Here is a 23,982-nt window from a genome sequence, read left to right as displayed (position 1 = left end):
CGGCCAGTGGAGGATATATGGCAAAAGCCGTAGGAATTGATTTAGGAACGACCAACAGTGTAATTGCCGTCATGGAAGGTGGCAGCCCGGTGGTGCTCGAGAACGCCGAAGGCGAGCGCACCACCCCGAGCGTGGTGGCCTTTAAAGGGAGCGACCAGCTGGTAGGCCGGGTAGCCCGCCGTCAGGCTGTGCTTAACCCCGAGGGCACCGTCTTCGAGATCAAGCGCTTTATTGGGCGCCGGTGGGAAGAGGTACAGGATGAGGTCAAGCGGGTGCCCTACAAAGTGGTCAAGGGCCCCGACGGCGGGGTGCGGGTGGACATTGGCGGCAAGCTCTACACCCCCGAAGAAATTTCGGCCATGATTCTGCGCAAGCTGGTGGACGACGCCTCCAAAAAGCTGGGGGAGAAGATCACCAAGGCGGTGATTACCGTACCGGCCTACTTCAACAACTCCCAGCGTGAGGCCACTGCCAACGCCGGTAAGATTGCCGGCCTCGAGGTGCTGCGCATCGTCAACGAGCCCACCGCCGCCGCGCTGGCCTATGGCCTGGATAAAAAAGGCCACGAGACCGTGCTGGTCTTCGACCTGGGCGGGGGTACCTTCGACGTGACGGTGCTCGAGATTGGCGAGGGCGTCTTCGAGGTCAAGGCCACCGCGGGCGATACCCACCTGGGTGGCTCCGACTTCGACCACGCCATCGTGAACTGGCTGGCTGAGGAGTTCAAGAAGGAGTCGGGCGGGGTAGACCTGAAGGCCGACCGGCAGGCCCTGCAGCGCCTGATTGAAGCCGCCGAGAAGGCCAAGATCGAGCTTTCGGCGGTCACCGAGACCACCATCAGCCTGCCCTTCATCGGCCTCGACCCGGTCTCCAAGACCCCCCTGCACCTCGAGCGCAAGCTCACCCGGGCCAAGTTCGAGGAGCTGATCCAGCCCCTGCTGAAGAAAATCCGCGGCCCAGTTGAGCAGGCCCTGCGCGATGCCGGCCTGAGCGCCAGCCAGATTGATGAGGTGTTGCTGGTGGGTGGTTCTACCCGCGTGCCGGCGGTACAGCAGATTGTGAAGGAGATGCTGGGCAAGGAGCCCAACCGCAGCGTCAACCCCGACGAGGTGGTGGCCCTGGGGGCGGCGGTGCAGGCCGGCGTGCTGACCGGACACGTGGAAGACGTGGTGCTGCTGGACGTGACCCCGCTCTCGCTGGGTGTGGAGACCAAGGGTGGGGTGTTCACGGTGCTGATTCCGCGCAACACCACCGTGCCGACCCGCAAGTCGGAGATCTTCACCACCGCCGAGCACAACCAGCCCTCGGTGGAGATCCACGTGCTGCAGGGTGAGCGCCCCATGGCCGCCGACAACAAGAGCCTGGGCCGCTTCCGCCTCGATGGCATCCCGCCCATGCCGGCCGGCGTGCCCCAGATCGAGGTAACCTTCGACATCGACGCCAACGGCATCCTGCATGCGACCGCCAAGGAGAAATCTACCGGCAAGGAAGCCTCCATTACCATCCAGAACACCACCACCCTCTCCGAGCAGGAAATTGAGCGCATGGTGAAGGAAGCCGAGGCCAACGCCGAGGCCGACCGTAAGCGCAAAGAGCACGCTGAGCTCAAGAACAACCTCGATACCGCGCGTATCCAGGCTGAGCGGGTGATGGGGGAGAAGGAGAGCACCGCCGAGGCCAAGAGCCGCCTCGAGGCCGCAATAAGCAAGGCCAAGACCCTGGTGGATACCGACGCCTCCGACGCCGACCTGCGCCAGGCTACCGAAGAACTGCTCGCGGCCCTGCAAGCCTACGAGCAAGGGGCAACTGCCGGCAGCCAGGCCCAGGGCAGCACGCCCAAGTCCGACGACGTGATTGACGCCGACTACAAACCGGCTGACTAGGCTGCAGAAGGTGGGGTGTGGGGGCGTGCCTCCTGCACCCCACCTTTGGCCCATAGAGGTGCGATATATGGAGAATAAAGAACCTGTGGTTGAATCCCCAGAGACCCAAAATGACCTGCCCGAAGTGGAGCGCCTCAAGGGCGAGGTGGAGTTTTTGAAAGCGGAGCTCGAGGCCTCCAAAAACAAATTCCTGCGCCTTTACGCCGACTTCGAAAACTACAAAAAGCGCATGGCGCAGGAGCTCGAGGCCGCCCAGCGCAACGGTAAGTTCGATGCGGTGCGGGCCTTGCTGGGTACGATGGACGACCTCGAGCGGGCTTTGGGTTTTGCCAGCGTGAAACCCGAAGACCTGATTCCGGGCGTTAGAAGCGTGCTGGAAAACTTTACCCGCAACCTCAAAAGCCTGGGGGTAGAGGCCGTGCCGGGGGTGGGTTCCGAGTTCGACCCGCGCTACCACGAGGCCATCGGGGCCGCGGAGGGCGAGGAAGGCAAGGTTATGCACGTCTACCAGCAGGGTTTCAAGTACGGCGACCTGCTGGTGCGGCCGGCGCGGGTGGTGGTGGGCAGCGGTGCCAAACCGGAAGAGGCCGAAAGCCCGAAACCGAGCACCGAAAGTAACTAACCTCCGGGATTCGGCCCTCGGCCCTAAGCCTTACGCATAGCTTCGTGATGAATATGGCCTACAAAGACTACTACAAAATTCTTGGGGTTTCTAAAAACGCCACCGAAGACGAAATCAAGAAGGCGTTCAAGAAGCTGGCCCGTAAGTACCACCCCGACGTGAGCAAAGAGCCGGGGGCCGAAGAGAAATTCAAGGAAATCAACGAGGCCTACACGGTGCTGTCCGACCCGGAAAAACGCAGCTACTACGATACCTACGGCACGGCCGCGGGCAGCGCGGGCTGGCAGGGCCCCCCACCGGAACAGGGTGGCTTTGGGGGGTTTACCGGCAATGTGGGCGATTTCTCCGACTTTTTCCAGCAGCTTTTTGGTAGTCGGGGTGGTTTTGGCGGCTTTGGCGACCTGTTCGAGCAGGCGCCAAGCCGGGGTGCGCGCCGGGTGGCGGGCGACCTCGAGGCCGAGCTGCCCCTGAGCCTGGAGGAGGCCTACCGCGGCGGGGAAAAAACCATTTCCATCGGCCCCGAGCGCCTTACGGTGCGCATTCCACCGGGGGTGCGCGAGGGCCAGAAGATCCGCCTGGCCGGCAAGGGGCGCGCCGGGGGCGACCTATATCTGCGCGTCAAGCTGCAGTCCCGACCGGAGATGCGCCTGGAAGGCGATGACATTTACACCGTGGTGGAGGTACCGGCCCCCATTGCCGTAGTAGGGGGCAAGGTGCGGGTGCAGACCCTCGACGGCCCGGTGGAAATCACCATTCCCAGGCGAACCCAGGCCGGGCGCAAGCTGCGCCTGGCCGGCAAGGGCTGGCCCCGCAAAGACAAAAGCAGGGGCGACCAGTACGCCGAGGTGCGGGTGACCATCCCCACCAACCCCAGCCCCGAGGAAGAGCGCCTGTACGCCCAACTGGCCGAGCTGGTCAAGGTTCGATAGCATAGACATGACCTCCAAGCAGCGCGACGATTTGCTCAGGCTGCTCAAAGATCGCTTTGAGCAGCACCCCCACCGCCACCCAGGGCTGCGCTGGGCCGACCTCGAGGCCCGCCTCCTGGCCCAGCCCGATAAGCTGGCCTCGCTTCTGGAGATGGAAAATACCGGCGGCGAGCCTGATGTGGTGGGCCACGATCCAAAGACCGGGGCTTTTATCTTTTTCGACTGCGCCCCCGAAAGCCCCAAGGGCCGTCGCAGCCTCTGCTACGACCGGGAAGCCCTACTGGCTCGCAAGCACAACAAACCTGCTGGCTCAGCCCTGGAGATGGCTGCGGCTATGGGTATCGAGCTTTTGACCGAGGAGCAGTACCAGGCCTTGCAGCAACTGGGCCCGTTTGATACCAGGACCTCGAGCTGGCTCAAAACCCCCGAGGCCATCCGCCGGCTGGGCGGGGCCATCTTTGGCGACCGGCGCTACGACCGCGTGTTCATTTACCACAATGGGGCCGATTCCTACTACGCGGCTCGCGGATTTCGCGGCTGCTTGAGGGTTTGATCAGGGCTGCAAAACAGAGCGGTGCAGTTTACAGGCTGCACCGCAATCGCTTTGTGGCTGGTGCCGGGAGCGGGACTTGAACCCGCATGAGCTTGCGCTCGCTACCCCCTCAAGATAGTGTGTCTACCAGTTCCACCATCCCGGCAGGCAAAACTAAGGTTAGTCGGGGGCCGCTTCCTTGTCAAGGCCGTGCGCGTTTGAGGGTATCACGATTTACCTTTGCCGCTAGTCCTGGCAAAAAACGAAGTTCGGCACACTTTTGAGGCCGCTCTGAACCTAGAACCAATTCTCATATTAAGTTGACTATAATTGAGACTAGAACAACGTACTTGATCTATCACAAATAACGGGACATTTTTCACTGCGCTAAGCCAGCCCGTTCGGCTATAAACACTCTTTAAGGCTACTGGCAGAAGGGGGTGTTGATATGCAAGCGCTTCAACAAGAGGTGGCGGCGAGGGTAGGTATTCAGTGCGAGTGGGTACCGGGAACCATAAACCAGGTCAAGGTTTGCTTGCCCGATCACGAAGTGCAGGTCTCGCTTGAGCGGCTGCAACAAATTGCTGGAATAGACGCTGTGCACGAACTCTACCTGAAGGGCCTGGTCTGCTTACCCTTTACCAACAAACTGCGCGAGGCCTTCGACAAAGCCTAGCTTGATAAAATGCCCTCATGCCATCTGCACAAGAGTTGACGTCCCGCTTTGGCGATGCGGAGAATTGCCTTCGGCATTTGGGGCGCTCGAGGCAAGAGCTGCTGCAGCTTGTCGATAGCCTTACCGATGAACTGCTTTTTAGGCGACCTGAGCCCGAGGTTTGGAGCCCAGCGGAGGTGCTCGAGCACGTCGCTTTGGTTGAGGAGTCGGGGGGAAAAATCATCCGACGCCTTCGCAAAGTGGCGCTGGGCGAGGCCGAGCCGTTTCCGCCTTCGCTGCCCGGCCAGACCCGATCCGATGGCCGCTTGCTGGCCCCACCCCAGATGGAGCCCAAAGGAGGCCTGACCCGCACGCAATTACTAGAACGCCTGGAGACTGTACGCCAACGACTGCTACTCGAGGTGGCCGAAAGTGGTGAATGCTTGCCATTGCCCCCCACCTACGCCCATCCTTTTTTTGGCGAACTTACGGCCTTGGGCTGGCTGCAAACCCTGGCTTATCACGAACGGCATCATCTCAACCAGCTTCGTCACCGATTGAGCAGCCCTGGATAGCGCCGCGTCCCGATGAGTAGTTCCCTGAGCACCCTGATCGAAGACACAACACTTTTACGGACTTGTTCACCAGTGATGGAAAGGAGCTTTTAGCCGGGCCAGAGAGGGGTATGCAGAGCGGTGGCTGCGGATTGTCCTACACAGGGTGCTTGAAGATGAGAAAATGACAGGCCCGCTTTCCGTCGCGCTGACAAAAAGGGCGCTCGGCGGGCAGGCCAGTGGCTCTGGCAATCACCTTGGGGGGCAGGTTGCACACCTGCTCGAAGCGTTGCCCAGTGGCGTAGTAAAGGCAGTTGTGGGCTTTGAGCTCCCAGCCAGCCGGGGTTTCTTCCAGGGTGCCCAGCATATCGCCATAGTCCATGTGGGCAAGCAGGGCCTCGAGCCGGGCCGGGCCCTCGAGACCCTCGAGCTTTTGCCGCAATTCCCGGGCCATGCTCTCGGCCACCCCCTCCAGCAGCCGCTCGATCAGGCCTTCGCGCTCGGCCTCCGCCAGCACCGCGTCCAGCAACTCGGGATAGCGCTTGGGGAAGAGGCCTTCCGAAGCCTTGGTCAGGCTGTAGACCGTAGCGGGACGGCCTTTGCCCAGGCGGCGCTGCTCTTTGACCAGCCAGCCGCTTTTCTCGAGGCTACTGAGCTGGTGACGAACAGCGGTCTCGCTCAGGCCCAGGTGGGTCATCAATTCTTTGATGGTGCTGGGGCCGTGTTGCTTGAGGTATTCCATCAGTTGACGGGGAATGCTCATGGGCGCTCCTGTTCACCTTTGTGCTGGACTCTGCGTGCGGATGGGCTGTTCAGCCACCCGCCCGTTCGCCATAGATATTTCCGCTATTTTCACTATTGATATAGCATTAAATACAGCATACCTTACCAGTAGAGATTCGGTTATGTTCGCAAGCGCAGAACAAACCGGCTCGAGGAGGCAAGTATGAAACCCAACGAAGGTACAACCGACCGGATCATCCGTCTGGCGTTGGCGGTGGTATTTTTCCTGCTGGCTTTTACGGTGGCCACAGGGGTGTGGATCTATGTGGCGGCGGGCCTGGGTGTGGTCATGCTTTTGACGGCGGCTGTTGGCTTCTGCCCGCTGTATGCCCTCCTGGGCATCAACACCTGCCCGGTGCCCCAGCGCAAGGCCTAGTGCCATGCGGATAGGCCATAAATGTAAACAGAAGGGTAGATGTTCTTAAGTGGGTGGAGTGTAAGATGTAAGGCGAATCGGGCCAGTCTAAAGCCAATGCGCAGACTTCCGCGTGCCATAGGCATGGCCCGCTTCCACCGAGGAGGAAACTATGATTCCCAACGTAGGCAGCACGGATCGGCTCATTCGCTACATCCTGGCGGTGGTCTTCTTCCTGATTGCCTTTTTCGGTAGCAGCGGTATCTGGGCCTGGGTGTTTGGTTTGCTGGGGGTAATTATGGTGGTAACCGCTACCCTTAACTTCTGCCCTATCTGGGCAGCGCTTAAGATCAATACTCGAGGAAAAGCCTCCTAGAGCAACCTCGAGAAGAACCTGGCAATCCCCAAAAAACGAGGGAACCGCGATAACCATACATACGCCTTACTAAACCCGGCCTGCAAGGCCGGGGTTTTTTCACGGGCCGAACAAATCGTCACCACTAACACCAGACCACCAACCCAACGAAAGAGGGCCCTATTCGCTGTTATAGCACCGGCATACCCAAGAAAGATATGCCTGGTAATGGCGAAAGAAACGCGATACTGCGCTAGGCTAGATACAACCGCTTTTTGCTGGGTTGGTTTGCAAAACAACCTGACGGTGGGTCAATACAGTTTGGCTAGGAGAATGTATGAAGCCATCTTTACGCGTGAGTGTTCTATCGCTCGTCTTAATCGCGCTGGCGGCGTGTACGCAGGCCCCGCCTGCGCAACCCCAAGCCAGGCTCAGCGCCCAGGCAGTTTCAAATGGGGTGGTGATCAGCCAGGTCTACGGTGGGGGTGGCAACAGCGGAGCGCCCTATACCCACGACTTTGTAGAGCTGTTCAACCGCGGCACCACGCCGGTGTCTTTGAGTGGCTGGTCTATCCAGTACGCCAGTGCGACCGGAACCGGCAATTTTGGCGCCAGCAGCACCCAGATTACCGAACTGCCCAACGTGACCCTACAGCCTGGACAGTACTACCTGGTGCAGCAAGCAGGGGGCACGGCAGGCGCACCGCTTCCCACGCCGGATATGGTGGACTCCACCCCGATTGCGATGGCGGCGGGGGCTGGAAAGGTTGCTCTTGTATCGAGCACCACGCCGCTGGGCTGTAACGGGGGTTCCACCCCTTGCTCCGATGCCCAGTTGGCCCAGATTGTGGACCTGGTGGGATACGGCGGCGCCAATTTCTTTGAAGGCTCGGGCGCGGCCCCCACACTTTCCAACACTACCGCAGCCCTTCGGAAGGGCAACGGCTGTACCGAGACCGACAACAACGCAGCCGATTTTGAAGCGGCCGCCCCCAGCCCCCGCAACACCGCCTCGGCCCGCAACTTTTGCAATGAGTCGGCCCCCAGTGTGGTCTCCACAGTTCCGGCCTCGGGCGGCACCATCAACCCCGACGACAACCTGACCCTCACCTTTAGCAAGCCGGTGAACGTGAGCGGTGCGTGGTTTGGCCTTACCTGCTCTACCAGTGGTGTCCGCACCGTGGCCGATACGGTGGTCACGGCCAACGCCACCTCGACGCAGTTTGTCATCAACCCCAACACCGATTTTGCCTCGGGCGAGAGCTGCACCCTTACGGTGTTTGCGGCCCAGGTCTCGGATGTGGATACCCTCGACCCCCCCGACACCATGACCGCCAACTTTGAGCTTGCTTTCAACCCGGTCTCGGTCTGTGACCTGCCCCATACCCCCATCTACCAGATTCAGGGCAGCGCCATGTCGGCAGCCATTACCGGCAATGTGGTGACTAAAGGCGTGGTGGTGGGGGATTACGAAGGCCCCACCCCGGCTCTGCGGGGCTTCTACATCCAAGACCCCAGCGGCGATGGGGATGCGAGTACCTCCGATGGCATCTTCGTGTTCAACGGCAACAACAATAGCGTGAGCCTGGGCGATGTGGTGCGGGTGGTGGGAACGGCGGGTGAGTTCCAGGATCAGACCCAGATTAGCGCGACCTCCATTACCAAGTGCGGAACCGGAACCGTCACGCCGACCGACGTGACCCTGCCCTTCGCTTCGGCCACCGAGGCCGAGCGCTACGAGGGCATGCTGGTGCGGCTGCCCCAGACCCTTTATGTAACCGAGCACTTCCAGCTTGGGCGCTTTGGACAGGTGGTGCTCTCCTCGAGCGGGCGGCTGAAGCAGCCCACCCACGTCACCACCCCTGGCGCTGCCGCCAATGCCCTGCAAGCCCAGAACAACCTCAACCGCATCATCCTGGACGACGCCCTGCAAAACCAGAACCCCGACCCCATCCTGTTTGGGCGGAACGGCCAGCCCCTGAGCGCCAGCAACACCCTGCGCGGGGGCGACACCGCGACTGGCATCGTGGGGGTGATGACCTATACCTGGGCCGGCAATGCCGCCAGCGGGAATGCCTACCGGGTGCGGCCCATTGGGGCCCTGAATGGGTACGTCAATTTTGTGGCGGCTAACCCACGTCCGACCACCCCGCCTGAGGTGGGGGGCACGCTGCGGGTGGTGGGGTTCAACCTGCTCAACTTCTTCAATACCTTTGATGGCCTGCCCGACACCGTGGACAACTGCACCAACGGGGTGGGGGGCCTGCCCACCGACTGCCGCGGGGCCGATACCCTGGCCGAGTTCAACCGCCAGTGGCCCAAGACGGTGGCGGCCATCCTGGCCATGAACCCGGATGTGCTGGGCTTTAACGAGATGGAGAACGACGGCTACGGCCCCGATAGCGCCATTGCCTTTTTGGTGAACAAGCTCAACGAAGCCACCGCCCCCGGAACCTATGCCTTTATTGATGCCGATACGGCCACCGGGCAGGTGAACGCCCTGGGTACCGACGCCATCAAGGTGGGCCTGATTTACAAGCCGGCCCGTGTGACCCCGGTGGGACAGACCGCGGTGCTCAACACCCCGGCCTTTGTCAACGGCGGCGACAGTGCCCCGCGCAACCGGGCCTCGCTGGCCCAGGCCTTCCAGCAAAACGATAACGGGGCCATTTTTATCGTGAACGTGAACCACCTCAAGAGCAAGGGTTCGGCCTGCGACCTGCCCGACCAGGGCGACGGCCAGGGCAACTGCAATGCTGTGCGCACCTACGCCGCTCAGCAACTAGCGGCCTGGCTGGCCACGAACCCCACCGGCATTGCTGACCCGGACATTCTCCTGATTGGCGACTACAACTCCTATGCCCAGGAAGACCCCATTACCGCCCTCAAGAACGCAGGCTTTATCAACCTGCTCGAGACCCGTCTGGGCCCCGATGCGTATTCGTACGTGTTCGACGGGCAGTGGGGCTACCTCGACCACGCGCTGGCCTCGGCCTCGCTGAATGCCCAGGTATCGGGGGTGGCTGAGTACCATATCAACGCCGACGAACCCAGCGTGCTCGATTACAACACCGATTTCAAGACCCCCAGCCTGCAAGCCCTGCTCTACGCCCCCGATCAATACCGGGTGTCTGACCACGACCCGGTGGTGGTGGGCTTGAATCTGACTGCGCCGGGCGCGTGGTTCTTTGGCCCTGTTGCGCCTTTCCCGGCCTTTAACACCGCTAATGCGGGCCAGTCGATCCCGCTCATCTTTAGCCTGGGCGGCAACCAGGGGCTCAACATCTTTGCGCCGGGATACCCCAAGTGGGAGACCATTCCCTGTGGGTCTACTGCCGCGGTAAATGGCACCAACCCCACCAGCAGCAACGGCGGTCTGAGCTACGACCCCCTGCTGGACCGCTACACCTATCCCTGGAAAACCGAGAAGAGCTGGGCGGGGAGTTGCCGCCAGGTGGTGGTGCGCTACAGCAACGGCATTACCTATCGGGCCAACTTCAACTTTGTGAAGTAGGGTTGCATGTGCCAGACCCACCCCTAGCCTTGGGGTGGGTTTTTCTGGGCCTGCCGCTTTACTACCCAGCCCAGTACCTGCTGGCCTGGGCCGCACGGTAGGCTTACGGAAGCTGGGTGGGGGGCGGCTCGAGCGGCCCATCGCTCAAAAAGACCAGGGCGCTTTGGTGGGGGCCCAGGGTAAAGGCGAGTTGTCCGTTTTGGGGTAGCCATTCGCGCCGGTGCCAGTCGTAACCCACCAGCCCAGCCGGCAAGCCCAGCGTGTGCAGCGGGTAGGTGCGCTGGACGGTCTGGTCGCTCAGGTTGAAGGCCAGCACCGCTGCCGGGCAATGGCCCCTGACCTGCACCAGCACCCGGTCGTCCGAACCCAGCAGGGGATAGCGGCAGGAACCTCCCGCAGAGAGTAGCAGCATCCGCCACAACGCCAGCCGTTCAGTGGAAATTTCGTCCAGGGCGTCACTGGTGAGGAGAACCCCACCCATCATCCCGAAAAACAAGGCCAGACCGGTTTGCTCCTGCTCGCTCAGGTAATGGAACCGTTCGCGCAACAGCACGCAGTCGGGGTCGGCTTCCCAGAGCAGGTGGTTGCCGAAGTTGCGCAGGGCCAGCCCGTACAGGCGTTCGTAGGTATCGGGCAGCCACTCGGCCCCCACATCGCGCCCGATACGGTTGCCGTCTACCAGCCCGACCGAGGCCCACAGCGGCATGCCGCAGCCCACCCACAGCGCATCCCCGATCTCGGCGCGAATCATCCGGGCTACCCGGTGCCAGACCTCCATTCTGCTCAGGCCGGGGGTATGGTAGGCCACGCGGTCCGGGCCATACTCGGCCCCGAAAAACATGAAATCGGTTTTGAAGTATTCACAGCCCCAGTCCTGCCGCCAGACGCGAAAAACGTTGCGCAGGTACTCGAGGGCTTGGGGATGGGTTGCATCGAGGATGTAGTACTCTTCGCTGCGTTTGTGCCAGCGGAACTCACCGTAAAAGCGCATCTGCACCAGCGGCTGGCCGCTGTGCTCGTGCAGCACCCAATCGGGGTGCTGCTGAAACAGCCTGCTGCGGTTGCCCACCACGAACGGGGCAATCCACAGCCCCGGAACCAAGCCCGCCGCGCGAATCTCGTCCAGCAGCGGCTTAATCCCTCGGGGGAATTGAGGCTTGACCTCGAGCCAGTCGCCCATCTCGGGGGTAAAGCCGTCGTCGAGCTGGAAGACCTGCATTGGCAGGTGTTCGCGTTTGCAGACCTTCTCCACGCCGCGCAGGTGCTCCAGGATGTTCTCCTCGCTGATGGCGGCGTACAGGTTGTACCACGAGCACCAGCCGGTGATGGGCTGGGCAGGCCGACGCGGGGGGTCGGGGGCCGCCTGGGCTACCTGCTGCGCCCAACTGCGCAAAGCCTCTTCGACGCCGTCCTGCTCGAAGATCAGCAGGCATTCCGACTCGATTCGCCTGGCGCTTTTTCGATCCCACAGCACCTCGAGGCGCAGCGAGGAGTCTTCAAAGGTGAAGGTGTGCTGGAAGCGGTGGTGCCGGTCGAAGCCCAAAACCACGCTGTTGGTGCCAGACGCGCCCAGCAGTTGGGTGAGCGCATAGCCGGTTTGGCGGGCCTCGCCCATGGCCACATACCCGGCCCCGTCCCAGCTATGGTAGCCCTGGCGCAGGTATTTCTGGGCTCCCACGATCTGCGCAAAGTGCAGCCCAAAGGAGTCTAGTGGGAAATTGCCGGTGAAACCATCCAATCCAAACTTCAGTTTCCAGATCGGTTCCTCCCGCCAGGCCTTCACCCAGAAGACCCCCATCGGGCTGTGGTAGCGCGCCCGCCACCGGTTTGGATGCTCTTGCTCCACCTTTGCCGAGGTGATCTCGAGTAAACGCCCGTTGACCACCGGCCGGGCCTGCAAGAGCCGGATGTCGCTTCCCAGAAAGTTCAGGGTCTGATCGGGGTTGAGGGTAAGGTTCATGCCAACCTGACCTCGGCCCCACTTTCGGCAGACTCTCGAGCGGCCAGCACAAGTTCCAGCGACTTCGCGCCTTCGCGCAGGGGGGTACGGGTGGGGCCACCGCTGCGGATGGCCTGGATGAGGTCTTGGAGCTGGGCCAGGTAGGGGTCGCGGCTGGACTCTATGGTCTGGGTGGGCACCCCCGGCTGGGCGGTGAAGAAGAAGCGGGCCTGGTTGGTGTCGCTAAACTCGGCGGTAAGGTTCTGTGCAACCAGTTTGAAGTCCTTGATCCACTGGCCTGGAATGGCCCCATTGCTGGCGTAGACGACCCCCAGGCTGCCGTTTGGGAAGGTGGCGATGGTGGCGCTCACATCCTCGACGGTGTAGCCAGGGGTTTGCTGGTGGAAGAGGTTGGCCTGCTTGGCGTAGACCGTGACCGGCTCGCCCATCAGGTAGCGCATCAGGTCGAACATGTGGATGACCTGCTCGACGAGCTGGCCCCCGGATTTTTCTTTGTCGCGCCACCAGGGGGCATGGAGCGCGTTGCAGAAGTAGCGGGCGCTAAAAAGACCGATGGGGCCGCTGTCCAGGGTGCGCAGGTACTCCAGGGCCTCACCGAAGCGGTACATAAAACCCACCTGGGTTTTGATGCCGGCCTTTTCGCTGGCCTCGACCATCTGCCAGGCCTTGTCCCGGCTCAGCGCGATGGGTTTCTCGATGAGCAGGTGAATGCCGCGCTGGGCGGCCTGCTCTACCTCGTCGGTGTGGCCGTAGGGGGGGAGGCAGACGATCAGGATATCCAGGTCGGTGGCCTCCAGCATACGGGTATGGTCGGTGAAGACTTGGGCCTGGCCGACGCTGTACTGAGCGGATAATTCCTGGGCTTTCCAGGCGTTGCGGTCGCAGCAGGCAACCAGTTGAACCTCGGTGGGGAGTTGTTGCAGCACCTGGGCGTGGCGTCTTGCGAAGCCGCCGCAGCCGAGGATGGCAGTTTTGAGGGGTTTCATCCGATTGGGGTCTGGGGTGAGAGACCCCGACCAGGTATGGTCGGGGAGGTAGAGCCCCAGGCGCTCACTAGAGCGCTGCACCCGCTCACCTCCTTCAAGTATTGAAGATTTGATAAACTACCCTTGTGAAGCTCACCGCCAAGGTCAAGCTGCGGCCCACGCCCGAACAGCGGGCGTGCCTGCTGGAGACCATGCGGCGCTTCAACATGGCCTGCAACCACATTTCCGCCATCGCCTGGGAGAGCAAGACGTTCAAACAGGTTCCACTGCATCACCTCCATTACCACGCCACCAAGAAACGCTTTGGCCTTTCGGCTCAGATGGTGGTGCGGGCCAACGCGCGGGTGGTGGATACCTACAAGCTGGACAGGAAGACCCGGCGCACCTTCCGTGAACTGGCGGCCATCACCTACGACGACCGCATCCTCTCCTGGAACCTCGCGGCCTCTACGGTCTCCATCTGGACGGTGGAGGGTCGTCAGACCATCCCCTTCGCGTGCGGGGAGTACCAGCGGCGTTTGCTGGCGACCCGGCAGGGCGAGACCGACCTGGCCTACATAAGCGGTGAGTTCTACCTCTTCGCCACGGTCAACGTCGAGGAGCCTGACCCCATCGAGGTCAGGGACGTGCTGGGGGTTGACCTGGGCATCGTCAACATCGCCACCGACTCGGACGGCGAGACTTACTCGGGAGCGCACCTCAACTCGGTCAGACACCGCCACCGGAGGCTCAGAAGAAAACTCCAGAAGAAGGGAACCAAGGGGGCTAAGAGAAGGTTGAAGCAACTCAGTGGAAAAGAACGGCGCTTCGCCAACGACCTCAACCACCGCATCAGCAAGCGCATCGTGGAGAAGGCCCAACGCACGAATCGGGCGATTGCCCTGGAAGACCTCAAGGGCATTCGCCAGAGGGTCAGGGTTCGACGGCCTCAGCGCTCCACGCTGCATAGCTGGGCGTTCCATGACCTGGGGCAGAAGCTCCGGTACAAAGCGGAGCGGGTGGGAGTGCCCCTGGTCTTTGTTGACCCAAAGAACACCTCTCGGGAATGCCCCGTTTGCGGGCACACCGAGCGGGCCAACCGACCCAACCAACGCACCTTTACCTGTGTGGTCTGCGGCTTCGCTGGGCTTGCCGACCGCATCGCGGCGGTCAACACTGGCCGTCGGGCCATTGTCAACTGGCCGAACGTGGGGGAAGCGAATCGTGCGCTGCATGGTTCTGTCCCTGCAAGCCCTGACCGGAACCCGTTAGGGTTTGGTCAGTGTGGTTGACGGGAACTCCAGCACGACCTGTACCGCCTCACTGGCCTGTTGATCCAGCAGCGCGAAGGCGGCTCCGATCTCTGCAAAGGGGAAGGTATGGGTAATCAGGGGCAGCAGGTGCAGCCTACCCTGGGTGGCCAGTTGCATGATGGTCTGCTCCTGCCGGAGGCGATCCCAGCGGTGGGCCAGGCGGGGGCCAATGCCCTGGGTCTGGGAGGAGACCAGTTCGATGCGGTTGTGGTGGAACTCCTCTCCCAGCCGCAGGCCTACCCCCTCGCCTTGCAAGAAGCCGGCTACCACAACCCTCGAGTTATAGGCGGTGGCCCGGATGGCTTCGTGCAGGGCGGTGTACGCACCGCTCAGCTCTAGGCTGACATCGGCCCCGCGCCCCTGGGTAAGGGCCTTGATGGCCTCGCCGGGGTTGACCTGGCGGAAGTTCAGGGTGTGTTCTGCGCCGAGCTGGCGGGCCAGGGCCAGCCTTTTCTCGAGGCCATCCACCGCGATTACGCGGGCCCCACTCAACCGGGCCAGTTGCAGGGCGATCTGCCCCACCACGCCCAGGCCAAAAATGGCTACCGTCTCGCCTAAATGAATCTCGGCATCGTGCACCGCACCCAGGGCGATGGCCCCGATGCGGGCAAAGATGCCCAGGCGGGGGTCGGTGCCCTCGGGCAAAACCCTGGGGGCGGCTGTGGATTCGGCCAGCACCACCGGGCTGCGGTGGCCCCAGGAGCCCCAAATTCTCTGTCCAACCCGAAGCTGTGTGACCTCCGGGCCCACCTCCACCACCTCGCCCGCCTGCTCGTAGCCCACCCCTTTGAGCGGATAGGCCAGGCCGGGCCGGTCGTCCACGAACAGCCGCCGCTCGAGGTCGAAGCGCTTGTGCAGGTAGGGGTTGCTGCCGCGGTACTGGGTCAGCTCGGTGCCGGCGCTGATGCCGGAGAAGAGCGTCCGAACCCGCACTTCGCCGGGCCCAAGCGGCGGGTCGGGGGTGTCCTCGAGGGCAACCTGCCGAGGTGAAGGAAAAACCATCTGTTGTCCCATAGCATCTTTCTCAAACCAGCCACACCACTCCGTAGGGCGGCAGACTGCCGGCGAAGTATTTGCCGCTGATTAGGTCGCGCCCCACCCGCCGGATGGGCTGGGGCCGGTTGGTCACGTTGATGTAGCACCCCACCTGCCGGTCGCGGTAGCCCCGGATGATGCGCAGCACCTCCCTCGAGGCCATGACGGTCTGGGGCGCGTTGGGGTGGAAGGCCGGGTGAGAAGCCCGCACCTTGAGCAGGTGGCTGAAGCGGGCCAGCACCTTGTGGGCGCGCGAATGAGGGTTGGAGAGCAGCCCAGCCAGCTCCGGCCCGGTGAACTTGTGTCGGTTGAGGCGGCGGTTGATCCCGCTTTCTTCCAGACCCGCGTGGTCGGAGGGCGAGCCGAAGAGGCTGTGGATGTAGACCCCCGGCACACCCTGCAAGCTCAGGAGAACGGCATGGGCCGCCAGAAAGCGGGCGATCTTGAGGTCTTCGTCCTCGTCGCCGTGGGGATGATTGAGGGCATCGAACAGGGTCAGGCACAGCTCGTAGGGCACCGGGCCCGCCGGGGTGTCCTTGTAGTTGACCCGGCCCCCGTGGTCCAGGGCTTGCTGGACGAGGGCCTCGATTTCTTCGGGCTCCAGAATGCCGTGGGCCGGCACCACCCCCAGCCCATCGTGCGAGGCCAGGAAGTTGAAGAAGGTGGTGCGCTCGGAGGGCGGCTTCAGGCTGGCGGCCCAGGCGGCCAGCTTGCTGGCGTCGCCGGTGCGGAAGGTGTGCAGCACCAAAGGGGGCAGCGGGAACTGGTAGACCATCTGGGCCTCGTCGTGGCCGTTGCCGAAATACGCGATGTTGTCCTGGTGCGGTACGTTGGTCTCGGTAACCAGCACCACCTGGGGGGCTTTTATATCCAGCACCAGCCGCATCAGCTTGACAATGCGGTGGGCCCCTTCCAGGTGTATGCAGCTTGTCCCGATCACCTTCCAGATAAAGCCCACCGCATCGAGCCGGATGAGCTGTGCTCCGTTGTGCACGTAGTGCAGCAGGGCGTCTATTACCTCCAACAGCACCTCGGGGTGGGCGAAATTGAGGTCAATCTGGTCAGTGGAGAAGGTCGTCCAGACCAGCTTCTCGCCGCTCTGGGTCTGGAAGGGGGTGAGGAGGGGCAGGGCGCGGGGCCGGAAGACCTGCGAGAGGTCGGTGCCGGGCTCCACGGTGATGAAGTAGTTCTGGTACCTGGGGTCGCCCTTTAAGAAAGCCTGGAACCAGGGGCTCGAGGCCGAGACGTGGTTACACACCAGATCGGCCATCAGCCGGAAATCCGCTGCGATGGCCTGGATATCCTCCCAGGTGCCCCACTCGGGCTTGACCTGCTTGAAGTCCACCACGCTGAAGCCATCGTCGGAGGTGTAGGGATAAAAGGGCAGGATGTGCACCCCGGAGAAGGCCCCCTGGAGGTGCTGGCGCAGGAAGCGGTGCAGGGTTTGCAGGGGGGGTTCGCCGGCCTGGGTGATCTGGTCGGGGTAGGTGATCAGGAAGGCGTCCTGCTCGCTCCAGGGGGGGGTGGGGTGGGGCCGGGCCAGGTCGGGGTAGCGCTCGAGCAGGGCCATGAGCTGCCCCAGCACTTCCTGGCCCCGACCGGGGTAGAGGAACTCGAGGTGGTCTTTCAGCTTCACGTGCGCGGTCATGGTGGGATGCGGTCGCTCCTCAGGGGTTGGCTCGATTATGGCAGAACGACCCCTCGCTATGTTCTTCAAGAACGCCAAAATTGTAACCTAAAACCCATGAGGCGCCTGCTCTGGCTGGTAGTGCTGCTGGCCGCCTGCCTGCCCGCCCCGTCGCAGCGCAACCTGCGACCGGCAGGCAGCCCCGATGTAGTGGTGATGGGTTTTTCGGGGCGTTGCGCTTCGCTGCCGGTGGTGGGGGATGGCTGCAACCCGCCCTTCGACAACTATGGCTACCTCGACGACGAAGTCTTTCCCCGTAGCACCACCCCCCGCCAGACCGCCCAGACGGTGGTCGGGGTTTTTCGTGAACTGGGCTATAGCGTGGAGTACTTCGACGTTTCGGCCTTCCTGTACGCCCACACCAGCGGCATCTCCAGGCAGCAGGAGCCGGGCTACCTCGAGGCCGAGGGGTACCTAAAGCGGGTCTACGAGTACTGGATCCGGGGCTTCGAGAACCCTACGCGGGTGGTGCTGCTGGCCCACTCCCACGGCACGGTCTGGGCCAGCCTGCTGGCCTGGAACCACCCCGAGGTGCGCTTCGATTATTTCATTTACCTGGACGCCATCTGTAGCTTCTGGGACACCGATAATATGCGCAACAACCGCATCATTCAGGATTACTACGATGCCCGCGGGTTGCGCCGCCCCTTCCCGCTCAACGAAGATGAAGGCGGCGGCCCCTGCAAGGTGGTGGCGGTGCCGGGTCTGCCGGCCAAACAGGATCTCAACGATGTGGTGCCGCCCAACGTGGGAGTGGGCCTCGAGGTGGTGAGCCGCAGCCCGCTCAACCTGGCCCCGGTCAACTTCATCCACGACGACGACCCCGACTACCGGCTCGACGGCTCCAAAACCCGCCTATTCCGCTTCCAGTCCCGCGAGGATCACAGCAGCGTTACCGCCCAGGGCAGCGACGCCATGCGGTGGGTGGTGGCCCAGATTCGGGCTCGAGATTGAGCCTTATCCTGCAAACTTACGCAGCATCGCGGCAATTTGTGCGGGTTTTTGGTTGTCGCCCCTGGCGATGTCAAGGGCGCAGAGGGTCAGGAACTCCTGTAGGATGAGGGTAGAAGCCGACTCCATGGCTTTTTTGGTGGCGGTCATCTGGGTGAGTACTTCCTCGCAGGGGCGCCCTTCCTCGACCATTTTTTGTAAGCCCCGCACCTGTCCTTCTATGCGACGCAAGCGCTTGAGAATGCCGTCCAGGGTCTCCCCGTTGAGGTCGGTGGTATTCATGGCAATGTTAGTCTACACCCCACACATTGCGATGAGCGCAATCCATTGAGCATTTCCCTGCCCTCAGTCTGGCTCCCCTTCGCTCTCGAGGGCGGGAGCCTCGAGCGCCCCCTCGCGCGGAGCCTCGGGGTAAAACTTGCGCAGCCTTCCGCCGAATAGCTGGATGAGCTTCTGAAAACGCGGGTCTTCGAGCAGGCCGGGCTGGCCTTCGGTCTCCTCGAGGGCTTCGTCGGGCGGGTTGGAGTCAAAGAGGGCCGCTTCGGGGGGCCAGGGTTCCGGTTCGGGCGGGCCTCCCTCCAGGGAGAGACCGGGTTCCTCCCAGGGCGCATCGGTGGGGGGGGAAGCTGGAGCGGCTATATCTGGGGTGCTGGGGGGTTCCGTTGGGGGTGGGGTTGGTGGACGATCCCCTTCTGGACGGTCTGGCGACCGTACACCATGTGGACGATCCCCTTCGGGACGGAGCGCACTCCGTGCGCCGTTGGGACTAAACCCCGCAGGCTCATCCGCTAGTTTTTTTTTCCCACCCAGGCGCAGTTCGACCTGCTCGAGACCCAGCACCTCCCGAACTGCCTTCTGGATGTCCTCGAGGTTCTTCTGTGCCCCCTGGAAGTGGAAGCTGGCCCGCTCGGGGAACAGAAGCACCAGTCTGTCCTCTTCAAAGCGCGGCTCGGCCTCGCGCACGAAGCCGCGGATGGTCATCTTGAGCGCGCCCATGACCCGCCGCCACTCCGAAGCAAGGTCGGCCACACCTGGAGAAGGGGATGGGGTGCTGGCCGGGGCAGCGGGGGCCTCCTTGCGGGCCTCGAGCTTTTTGGGCCTGGGGTCGAAATCGGGGATGCTGGGCGGTGCAACTGCTGTTGTTGCGCTCGAGGCGGTAGGGGCCTGGTGGAGGGCCTGGTAAGCGCCGAGGAGGGCCAGCTCCAGCGAGAGGGCGTCGGAGCGCTTGAGGAGACGCTCCTGGGCCTCGTCCAGCGCGGTCATGGCGGCCACCAGGCGTTCGTCGGGCTGGTTCAGGTGGGGGCCCGTGCCCAGCCCCATGCGCCCATACAGCCCGGCCCGCAGGGCTTCCAGGAGCCCCTGGGCCAGGGTGCGGGCGGCGAAGCCCTGGGTGTACAGGTGGTGGGCCTGCTCCAAAGCCGGGCGAAGCTGCCCTTTGTCCAGGGCCTCAGCCACCGCAAACAGCGCCTCCTGGGGGGGCAGCCCCAGGGCGTCCTCGGTTTGCTTGAGGGTGAGGGGGCCCTCGAGGGTGAGCAGCCTGTCCAAAAGGCTCTCCGCATCACGCATGGCCCCGTCGGCCAGCCGGGCCACGAGTTGCAGGGCCGGGGGCTCGGCCTCGCGGCCCAGCCCGGCCAGGATGCGCTCGAGCTTCTCCACAATCTCGGCCTCGGAAAGCCGCCGGAAGCGGAAGTGCTGGGTGCGCGAGAGGATGGTGGGGGGCATGCGCTCGGGCTCGGTGGTGGCAAAGATGAAAATCACGTGGGGCGGGGGTTCCTCCAGCGTCTTCAACAGGGCGTTGAAGGCGCTCTTGGACATCATGTGGGCCTCATCCAGGATCACCACCTTGTGCTGGCCCAGGATGGGGCTTAGCAGGATGCGCTCGCGCAGCTCGCGCACGTCCTCCACCGAGTTGTTGGAGGCGGCGTCAATTTCCAGCACGTCGGGGTGCCGCCCCTCCCGCACCAGCCGACAGCCCTCACAGGTGCCGCAGGGCCTGGGATCGCTTGAGCAGTTGACCGCCTGGGCAATCAGCCGGGCGCTGCTGGTCTTGCCCACCCCCCGGGGCCCCGAAAACAGGTAGGCCTGGGCCAGCCGCCCCGAACGCAGGGCGTTGAGCAGCACTTCCTTGACATGCTCCTGCCCCACCATCTCGTCGAAGGTGGAGGGGCGGGCCTGGCGGTAGAGAGCGCTCACGGGTTCTAGCTTAAGGCCCGGAGCCAAAAGCGCAAAGCCAGGGTGTCGATTATGCGCCTGATTGCGAGACCCGTCGGGGCCGCCAGCCCTCCGAAAACACAGTCTTGCGAGTAAGTCCTATATCTCCGGCAAATCCAGGTCGGGGATGCGATTAAAGGCGATGCGGGTCACGGCGCTCTGCTCGGTGCGGTGCATACCGGCAAAGTAGAGGGCCTGGGGGCCGTACTTGCTGTTGGCTTTGTCCATGGCCTGGGCCAGCCGCACCAGTTTTTGCTCGGACTCAAACAGCGGCTCACTCAGCTCGAGCGCCGGCGTCAGGTGGCCCAGGGCGACCCCCACCTTGAAGGGGGTGCCCTCGGGCTTCTGCTGCCAGAGCCCAAGGGCCACCCGCAACAGGGTCAGGGTGTCCTGGCTGGGCTGGATGCGGATACAGGCCTCCCATTTGCGACTCTCGCCACCGTCTAGAAAGCGCAAAAACAGGGCCAGCGAACCCGCCCAGTAGCCCTCGTGGCGCAGCCGGGCGGCGGCCCGGTGCACCAGCCGGGTGAGCACCGCGCGGGCCCCGGCCTCGCTACGCAGCGCCGGGGGCAGCACGTGTGAGTGGCTCAGGCTGCGCCGCCTTGTGGGTGTCTCGGGCAGGTCGGCGCCCCGCAGGCGGTGCCACCAGGCCAAGCCGTGCACCCGGCTGCCCCAGACCTGGGCGAGCTGGAGCGCAGAAAGCCGGTAGAGCCCCTCCACCGTGGTCACCCCGTGCTTGAACAGGCGCTGCTCCATACCGGGGCCGATGCCCGGCAGATCGCGCAGCTGCAACGAGTAGAGCCGGTGGGGCAGGTCGGAGGGCTGCAACAGGGTCAGGCCGTCGGGTTTGTGCATCTCGGCGGCCACCTTGGCCAGAAACCGGTTGGGCCCCAGCCCCACCGAGCAGCGAAGCTGGCCCCCCACGCGCCGGTAGATGGCCTCTTTGACCTGCCTACCCAGTTGCAGGGCGTTTTCGGGCTCCTTTTCCCGCCCCATTAGCTTGCAGACCATCTCGTCAATCGAGAGCACCGCCTCGACGGGCAGCACGCTGTCTACCGCCTGCAGGATTTGATGGTGCACGCGAATGTACTCCCTGGGGCGGGCTTCGACCAGCTCGAGCCTGGGGCACAACAGCCGGGCATCCTGTACCAGCGTCCCGGTCTTGATGCCGTAGCGCTTGGCCTCGTAGCTGGCAGCAATGCAGCAGGTGGTCTCGGCCAGCATGGGCACCACCGCCACGGGCTTGCCGCGCAGCTCGGGCCGGAGTTGTTGCTCCACCGAGGCAAAGAAAGCGTTCATGTCCAGAAACAGGTAGTGGATGCCCATGCGAACCTCCAGGATGTGGGGGATGGTACACACCGAATGGATTTCGGTGATTATGTATATTACATAATACAAGCGTCATGTTTTTGCAAGGGCAAATAGCCTCGGTATCTGGGGTGGGCCTCCTTTGCTGGGGGCGGCTTGGGCCGTACTGGGCGCTCAGTCTAAGGGGTCTTTGGCGGTTTCCTTGGTCTCGGGCGCAAACCCGGCGAACATATAGACCTCGTCCCCCTGGTCGCTGAGGTGGAGTTCGGCCAGCCCCTTACGTATCATCTCGCGCAGGTGGGCGCGGGCCTGCTCGGTTTCTAGCTGACAGTGCAGCACCACCTCGGCCAGGGTGACCCGGCCCTGCATCTGCTTGGCTACGGCCAGAATGCGCTGCTCGGGCGATTGCGCGACGCTTTGGGGGGTTTTGGCGGTTGCCAGCCGGTAGCCCAGCACCCCCACAATGGTGAAAAACACCGCCATGCCGGCCAGAACCCCAGGCCCCTCTTCTCCCGAGTTGCCCGACACCAGGTCGCTGATGGCGGCCACCACAAAAAACCCGCTCAGTGCGACGATGAACCATCCCAAAAAAGCACGCATCCTAGGGAATTATAGGCACCGGCGGCGTCCTTGGTGGTTCAAAAAAACAAAGAGCCCCCGAGGCGAGGGCTCTTATTATTCAAGGGTGCGCGTTAGAAGTTCAGCTTGAGGCCAGCCCGCGCCCCCAGGCCAAAGTTGCCGCCGCTCTCGAAGCGGGGGTTGCCCTCCACGAAGAGACCGAGGGGGCCAAACAGGTTGAGGTCGAGCCCCACGGCGGCGGAGCCGTAGATGGGGTTGGCCTGGGCGGGCAGGAAGCGGGCGCCCACCCCCAGGTAGGGGCTAACAAGCCCACTGCCAAAGTGGCGCATCAGGTAGCCTTCGACCCCCAGGGCCTGGGTGCTGAGGTTGTAATCCAGGCCGGCCCGCAGGCCGAAGCCCAGGAACACATTCTTCACCCCTACCATACCGGTAAGGTTGAGGTTGCTGCTATCGAAGATGCCACCGGCTGGCTGCGGGATGATGCCAAGCGCGGCGCCTGCACCAAAGTAAAGGTTGCGGGCCGGGGGCGTGACGGGGGCCACTGGCCGTACTTCAGGCTGGGGTTGGGGTTGCGGCTGGGGTGCGGGTTGCTGGGCTTGCTGGCGCAGCTCGTTCACCTGGTTTTGCAGGGTGGTGACCTGGTTGCTCAGGCCGCGCACCTGCTCTTCCAGGGCAGCCACGCGGGCGGCATCGGGACGGTTGCGAATCTGCTCTTCCAGCGTGGCGATACGGCGCTCGAGGGCTACCGCATCCTGCGTGGCGGTGGGGGTGGCGGGGGCCTGGGCCAGCCGCTGAACCTGCTGCTCTAAGGCGGCGATGCGGGCCTGGAGTTCGGCCGGGGTGGGGCCTTCCGGCTGGGCGGGGGCAGGTTGGGCCGGGGCCTGGGCCAGCCGCTGGACTTGCTGCTCCAGGGCGGCCAGGCGTTGTTCGAGGGCCGCCGCCTTTTCGCTGGTCTCGATGGCTCGCTTGACCTCGGCCTCGAGCGCGGCCAGCCGGGCGGCCTGATCCTGGGTGGTGCGCTCGAGGGCTGCAAAACGCTGCTGCAATTGCTGCAGTTCGGGCGCTACCTCCTGTGCACCCCGCTCAACCGCCAAGCGGCACTCGGGACGGGTGTTCTCGAGGCGGTTGGTCTGGTACAGGCGGAAGAAAATCAGGGCGGCCTGGTAGCGGGTCAGGTTCTGGTTGCCACGGAAGGTGCCGTCGGGGAAACCTTCGATGAGGCCACACTGCACGGCAAACTCCACGGCCTGGCGGGCCCAGTGCCCGGCCGGAACATCCCGGAACTGGGTCTGGGCGTGGGCAAATGCACCGAAAAATACGGCCAGTATCAACCCTAATAAGGTTACACGGCTTTTTCGCATATAAACCTCCTTTTTGGCTGTTGAAGCCAGAACGATTTGGCTTCGATTCCTACGCTACGCAGCCAGGGTGAGGGGCTATTGTAGCTGGACTATAAGTGAAATTGGGAACCTTATCACCCATTTCATGTTTTGAGCTTTTGTCGGGGGTTTTTGGGTACAATCCCAGCATGCAGGTGAAAAATTTGATGGGATTGCGTCCCTACACCGTACACAAAGACGAAACCCTGTACAGGGCTGCTGAACTCATGCTCGAGCACCGCCTGGGGGGGTTGCCGGTGGTGGACGATGGGGGGGTGGTGGTGGGGCTGCTCGAGATCGACCAGATGCTGCCTGAGCCACAGAAAGTCCCGTTTTCCGACGTGGAAGCCCTGCGCTTTCTGGACGAGTAGGTAGATCCTGGCTCCTTCGACCGGCTGGCCGAGCGCTACAA

At 63.1% G+C, this 23,982-nt stretch carries 22 protein-coding genes and 1 tRNA gene; 12 read left to right on the top strand and 11 right to left on the bottom strand.

The window, feature by feature from the left end:
* Window positions 1-17 precede the first annotated feature (17 nt).
* From dnaK to Q0X18_RS14110, 4 genes are all read left to right on the top strand, one after another.
* On the top strand, window positions 18-1,883 hold the full coding sequence (gene dnaK / locus Q0X18_RS14125) for a molecular chaperone DnaK (RefSeq protein WP_297563521.1): 1,866 nt from the start codon (window positions 18-20) through the stop codon (window positions 1,881-1,883).
* A 67-nt stretch (window positions 1,884-1,950) separates the two neighbouring features.
* Window positions 1,951-2,505 carry a nucleotide exchange factor GrpE gene (locus tag Q0X18_RS14120; RefSeq protein WP_297563519.1) on the top strand — a complete coding sequence of 185 codons (555 nt, stop codon included), beginning with the start codon at window positions 1,951-1,953 and terminating at the stop codon, window positions 2,503-2,505.
* 53 nt (window positions 2,506-2,558) lie between these two features.
* Window positions 2,559-3,434: a DnaJ C-terminal domain-containing protein gene (locus Q0X18_RS14115; protein ID WP_297563517.1), complete on the top strand. Its 876-nt coding sequence runs from the start codon at window positions 2,559-2,561 to the stop codon at window positions 3,432-3,434.
* 7 nt (window positions 3,435-3,441) lie between these two features.
* Window positions 3,442-3,987: a DUF4256 domain-containing protein gene (locus tag Q0X18_RS14110; RefSeq protein WP_297563516.1), complete on the top strand. Its 546-nt coding sequence runs from the start codon at window positions 3,442-3,444 to the stop codon at window positions 3,985-3,987.
* 58 nt (window positions 3,988-4,045) lie between these two features.
* Here the strand turns inward: Q0X18_RS14110 and Q0X18_RS14105 are convergent.
* Window positions 4,046-4,132, bottom strand: a tRNA-Leu gene (locus Q0X18_RS14105).
* Window positions 4,133-4,414: 282 nt separating this feature from the next.
* Between Q0X18_RS14105 and Q0X18_RS14100 the strand changes: the two genes are divergently transcribed.
* Both Q0X18_RS14100 and Q0X18_RS14095 read left to right on the top strand, forming a co-directional pair.
* Window positions 4,415-4,642, top strand: a complete 228-nt coding sequence (locus tag Q0X18_RS14100) for a hypothetical protein (protein WP_297563514.1) — start codon at window positions 4,415-4,417, stop codon at window positions 4,640-4,642.
* A 17-nt stretch (window positions 4,643-4,659) separates the two neighbouring features.
* Window positions 4,660-5,196, top strand: a complete 537-nt coding sequence (locus Q0X18_RS14095) for a DinB family protein (protein WP_297563512.1) — start codon at window positions 4,660-4,662, stop codon at window positions 5,194-5,196.
* Window positions 5,197-5,332: 136 nt separating this feature from the next.
* Here the strand turns inward: Q0X18_RS14095 and Q0X18_RS14090 are convergent, their stop codons facing one another.
* Complete coding sequence (locus Q0X18_RS14090) at window positions 5,333-5,938, bottom strand: metalloregulator ArsR/SmtB family transcription factor (RefSeq protein ID WP_297563510.1); 606 nt, start codon at window positions 5,936-5,938, stop codon at window positions 5,333-5,335.
* A gap of 183 nt (window positions 5,939-6,121) precedes the next feature.
* On the opposite strand from Q0X18_RS14090, the gene Q0X18_RS14085 reads away from it, so the two are divergent.
* The 3 genes from Q0X18_RS14085 (at window position 6,122) to Q0X18_RS14075 (ending at window position 10,182) form a co-directional block, all read left to right on the top strand.
* Window positions 6,122-6,334 (top strand): DUF2892 domain-containing protein, encoded by a 213-nt coding sequence (locus Q0X18_RS14085; protein ID WP_297563508.1) that lies wholly within the window; start codon window positions 6,122-6,124, stop codon window positions 6,332-6,334.
* A 151-nt stretch (window positions 6,335-6,485) separates the two neighbouring features.
* Complete coding sequence (locus Q0X18_RS14080) at window positions 6,486-6,689, top strand: DUF2892 domain-containing protein (protein WP_297563507.1); 204 nt, start codon at window positions 6,486-6,488, stop codon at window positions 6,687-6,689.
* 316 nt (window positions 6,690-7,005) lie between these two features.
* Window positions 7,006-10,182, top strand: coding sequence for an ExeM/NucH family extracellular endonuclease (locus tag Q0X18_RS14075; protein WP_297563506.1), 3,177 nt, complete (start codon window positions 7,006-7,008; stop codon window positions 10,180-10,182).
* Window positions 10,183-10,285: 103 nt separating this feature from the next.
* Here the strand turns inward: Q0X18_RS14075 and Q0X18_RS14070 are convergent, their stop codons facing one another.
* Both Q0X18_RS14070 and Q0X18_RS14065 read right to left on the bottom strand, forming a co-directional pair.
* Complete coding sequence (locus Q0X18_RS14070; RefSeq protein WP_297563505.1) at window positions 10,286-12,142, bottom strand: glycoside hydrolase family 36 protein; 1,857 nt, start codon at window positions 12,140-12,142, stop codon at window positions 10,286-10,288.
* The gene (locus tag Q0X18_RS14065; RefSeq protein WP_297563504.1) at window positions 12,139-13,209 is read right to left on the bottom strand and encodes a Gfo/Idh/MocA family protein; all 1,071 of its coding nucleotides are present in this window, start codon (window positions 13,207-13,209) and stop codon (window positions 12,139-12,141) included. Before Q0X18_RS14065 ends, Q0X18_RS14070 begins: the two co-directional genes overlap by 4 nt.
* Window positions 13,210-13,253: 44 nt before the next feature.
* On the opposite strand from Q0X18_RS14065, the gene Q0X18_RS14060 reads away from it, so the two are divergent.
* Window positions 13,254-14,399, top strand: a complete 1,146-nt coding sequence (locus Q0X18_RS14060) for a transposase (RefSeq protein ID WP_297563503.1) — start codon at window positions 13,254-13,256, stop codon at window positions 14,397-14,399.
* On the opposite strand, the gene Q0X18_RS14055 is transcribed toward Q0X18_RS14060, so the two are convergent.
* Together Q0X18_RS14055 and Q0X18_RS14050 are read right to left on the bottom strand one after the other, a co-directional pair.
* Window positions 14,376-15,422: a zinc-binding dehydrogenase gene (locus tag Q0X18_RS14055; RefSeq protein WP_297563501.1), complete on the bottom strand. Its 1,047-nt coding sequence runs from the start codon at window positions 15,420-15,422 to the stop codon at window positions 14,376-14,378. The genes Q0X18_RS14060 and Q0X18_RS14055 overlap by 24 nt on opposite strands.
* Before the next feature lie 22 nt (window positions 15,423-15,444).
* Window positions 15,445-17,103: a sugar phosphorylase gene (locus Q0X18_RS14050; protein WP_297563499.1), complete on the bottom strand. Its 1,659-nt coding sequence runs from the start codon at window positions 17,101-17,103 to the stop codon at window positions 15,445-15,447.
* Between the two features lie 96 nt (window positions 17,104-17,199).
* On the opposite strand from Q0X18_RS14050, the gene Q0X18_RS14045 reads away from it, so the two are divergent.
* The gene (locus Q0X18_RS14045) at window positions 17,200-18,096 is read left to right on the top strand and encodes a hypothetical protein (protein WP_297563498.1); all 897 of its coding nucleotides are present in this window, start codon (window positions 17,200-17,202) and stop codon (window positions 18,094-18,096) included.
* Window positions 18,097-18,099: 3 nt separating this feature from the next.
* On the opposite strand, the gene Q0X18_RS14040 is transcribed toward Q0X18_RS14045, so the two are convergent.
* The 5 genes from Q0X18_RS14040 to Q0X18_RS14020 form a co-directional block, all read right to left on the bottom strand.
* The gene (locus tag Q0X18_RS14040) at window positions 18,100-18,375 is read right to left on the bottom strand and encodes a metal-sensitive transcriptional regulator (RefSeq protein WP_297563497.1); all 276 of its coding nucleotides are present in this window, start codon (window positions 18,373-18,375) and stop codon (window positions 18,100-18,102) included.
* A gap of 63 nt (window positions 18,376-18,438) precedes the next feature.
* The gene (dnaX, locus tag Q0X18_RS14035; RefSeq protein ID WP_297563496.1) at window positions 18,439-20,286 is read right to left on the bottom strand and encodes a DNA polymerase III subunit gamma/tau; all 1,848 of its coding nucleotides are present in this window, start codon (window positions 20,284-20,286) and stop codon (window positions 18,439-18,441) included.
* 117 nt (window positions 20,287-20,403) lie between these two features.
* Window positions 20,404-21,630 (bottom strand): DNA polymerase, encoded by a 1,227-nt coding sequence (locus tag Q0X18_RS14030; protein ID WP_297563495.1) that lies wholly within the window; start codon window positions 21,628-21,630, stop codon window positions 20,404-20,406.
* A 156-nt stretch (window positions 21,631-21,786) separates the two neighbouring features.
* On the bottom strand, window positions 21,787-22,212 hold the full coding sequence (locus Q0X18_RS14025; RefSeq protein ID WP_297563494.1) for a hypothetical protein: 426 nt from the start codon (window positions 22,210-22,212) through the stop codon (window positions 21,787-21,789).
* A gap of 92 nt (window positions 22,213-22,304) precedes the next feature.
* Entirely contained in the window at window positions 22,305-23,552 is a 1,248-nt protein-coding gene (locus Q0X18_RS14020; RefSeq protein WP_297563493.1) for an S-layer homology domain-containing protein, read from the bottom strand.
* A gap of 167 nt (window positions 23,553-23,719) precedes the next feature.
* Here Q0X18_RS14020 and Q0X18_RS14015 point away from each other — a divergent pair, with 167 nt between their 5' ends.
* Entirely contained in the window at window positions 23,720-23,941 is a 222-nt protein-coding gene (locus Q0X18_RS14015) for a CBS domain-containing protein (RefSeq protein WP_297563492.1), read from the top strand.
* Window positions 23,942-23,982 lie beyond the last annotated feature (41 nt).

This window comes from Meiothermus sp., assembly GCF_026004075.1.
Taxonomy (GTDB): Bacteria; Deinococcota; Deinococci; order Deinococcales; family Thermaceae; genus Meiothermus.
Note: the sequence above shows the minus strand (reverse complement) of the source record. Positions and strands in the feature narration are given on the sequence as shown.

Coding starts and splice junctions, on each gene's coding strand:
- Q0X18_RS14120 (WP_297563519.1), top strand. CDS start 1,951: ATGGAGAATAAAGAACCTGTGGTTGAATCCCCAGAGACCCAAAATGAC.
- Q0X18_RS14075 (WP_297563506.1), top strand. CDS start 7,006: ATGAAGCCATCTTTACGCGTGAGTGTTCTATCGCTCGTCTTAATCGCG.
- Q0X18_RS14040 (WP_297563497.1), bottom strand. CDS start 18,375: ATGAATACCACCGACCTCAACGGGGAGACCCTGGACGGCATTCTCAAG.
- Q0X18_RS14045 (WP_297563498.1), top strand. CDS start 17,200: ATGAGGCGCCTGCTCTGGCTGGTAGTGCTGCTGGCCGCCTGCCTGCCC.
- dnaK (WP_297563521.1), top strand. CDS start 18: ATGGCAAAAGCCGTAGGAATTGATTTAGGAACGACCAACAGTGTAATT.
- Q0X18_RS14090 (WP_297563510.1), bottom strand. CDS start 5,938: ATGAGCATTCCCCGTCAACTGATGGAATACCTCAAGCAACACGGCCCC.
- Q0X18_RS14080 (WP_297563507.1), top strand. CDS start 6,486: ATGATTCCCAACGTAGGCAGCACGGATCGGCTCATTCGCTACATCCTG.
- Q0X18_RS14050 (WP_297563499.1), bottom strand. CDS start 17,103: ATGACCGCGCACGTGAAGCTGAAAGACCACCTCGAGTTCCTCTACCCC.
- Q0X18_RS14085 (WP_297563508.1), top strand. CDS start 6,122: ATGAAACCCAACGAAGGTACAACCGACCGGATCATCCGTCTGGCGTTG.
- Q0X18_RS14095 (WP_297563512.1), top strand. CDS start 4,660: ATGCCATCTGCACAAGAGTTGACGTCCCGCTTTGGCGATGCGGAGAAT.
- Q0X18_RS14015 (WP_297563492.1), top strand. CDS start 23,720: ATGCAGGTGAAAAATTTGATGGGATTGCGTCCCTACACCGTACACAAA.
- Q0X18_RS14115 (WP_297563517.1), top strand. CDS start 2,559: ATGGCCTACAAAGACTACTACAAAATTCTTGGGGTTTCTAAAAACGCC.
- Q0X18_RS14070 (WP_297563505.1), bottom strand. CDS start 12,142: ATGAACCTTACCCTCAACCCCGATCAGACCCTGAACTTTCTGGGAAGC.
- Q0X18_RS14110 (WP_297563516.1), top strand. CDS start 3,442: ATGACCTCCAAGCAGCGCGACGATTTGCTCAGGCTGCTCAAAGATCGC.
- Q0X18_RS14100 (WP_297563514.1), top strand. CDS start 4,415: ATGCAAGCGCTTCAACAAGAGGTGGCGGCGAGGGTAGGTATTCAGTGC.
- Q0X18_RS14030 (WP_297563495.1), bottom strand. CDS start 21,630: ATGGGCATCCACTACCTGTTTCTGGACATGAACGCTTTCTTTGCCTCG.
- Q0X18_RS14055 (WP_297563501.1), bottom strand. CDS start 15,422: ATGGTTTTTCCTTCACCTCGGCAGGTTGCCCTCGAGGACACCCCCGAC.
- Q0X18_RS14025 (WP_297563494.1), bottom strand. CDS start 22,212: ATGCGTGCTTTTTTGGGATGGTTCATCGTCGCACTGAGCGGGTTTTTT.
- Q0X18_RS14020 (WP_297563493.1), bottom strand. CDS start 23,552: ATGCGAAAAAGCCGTGTAACCTTATTAGGGTTGATACTGGCCGTATTT.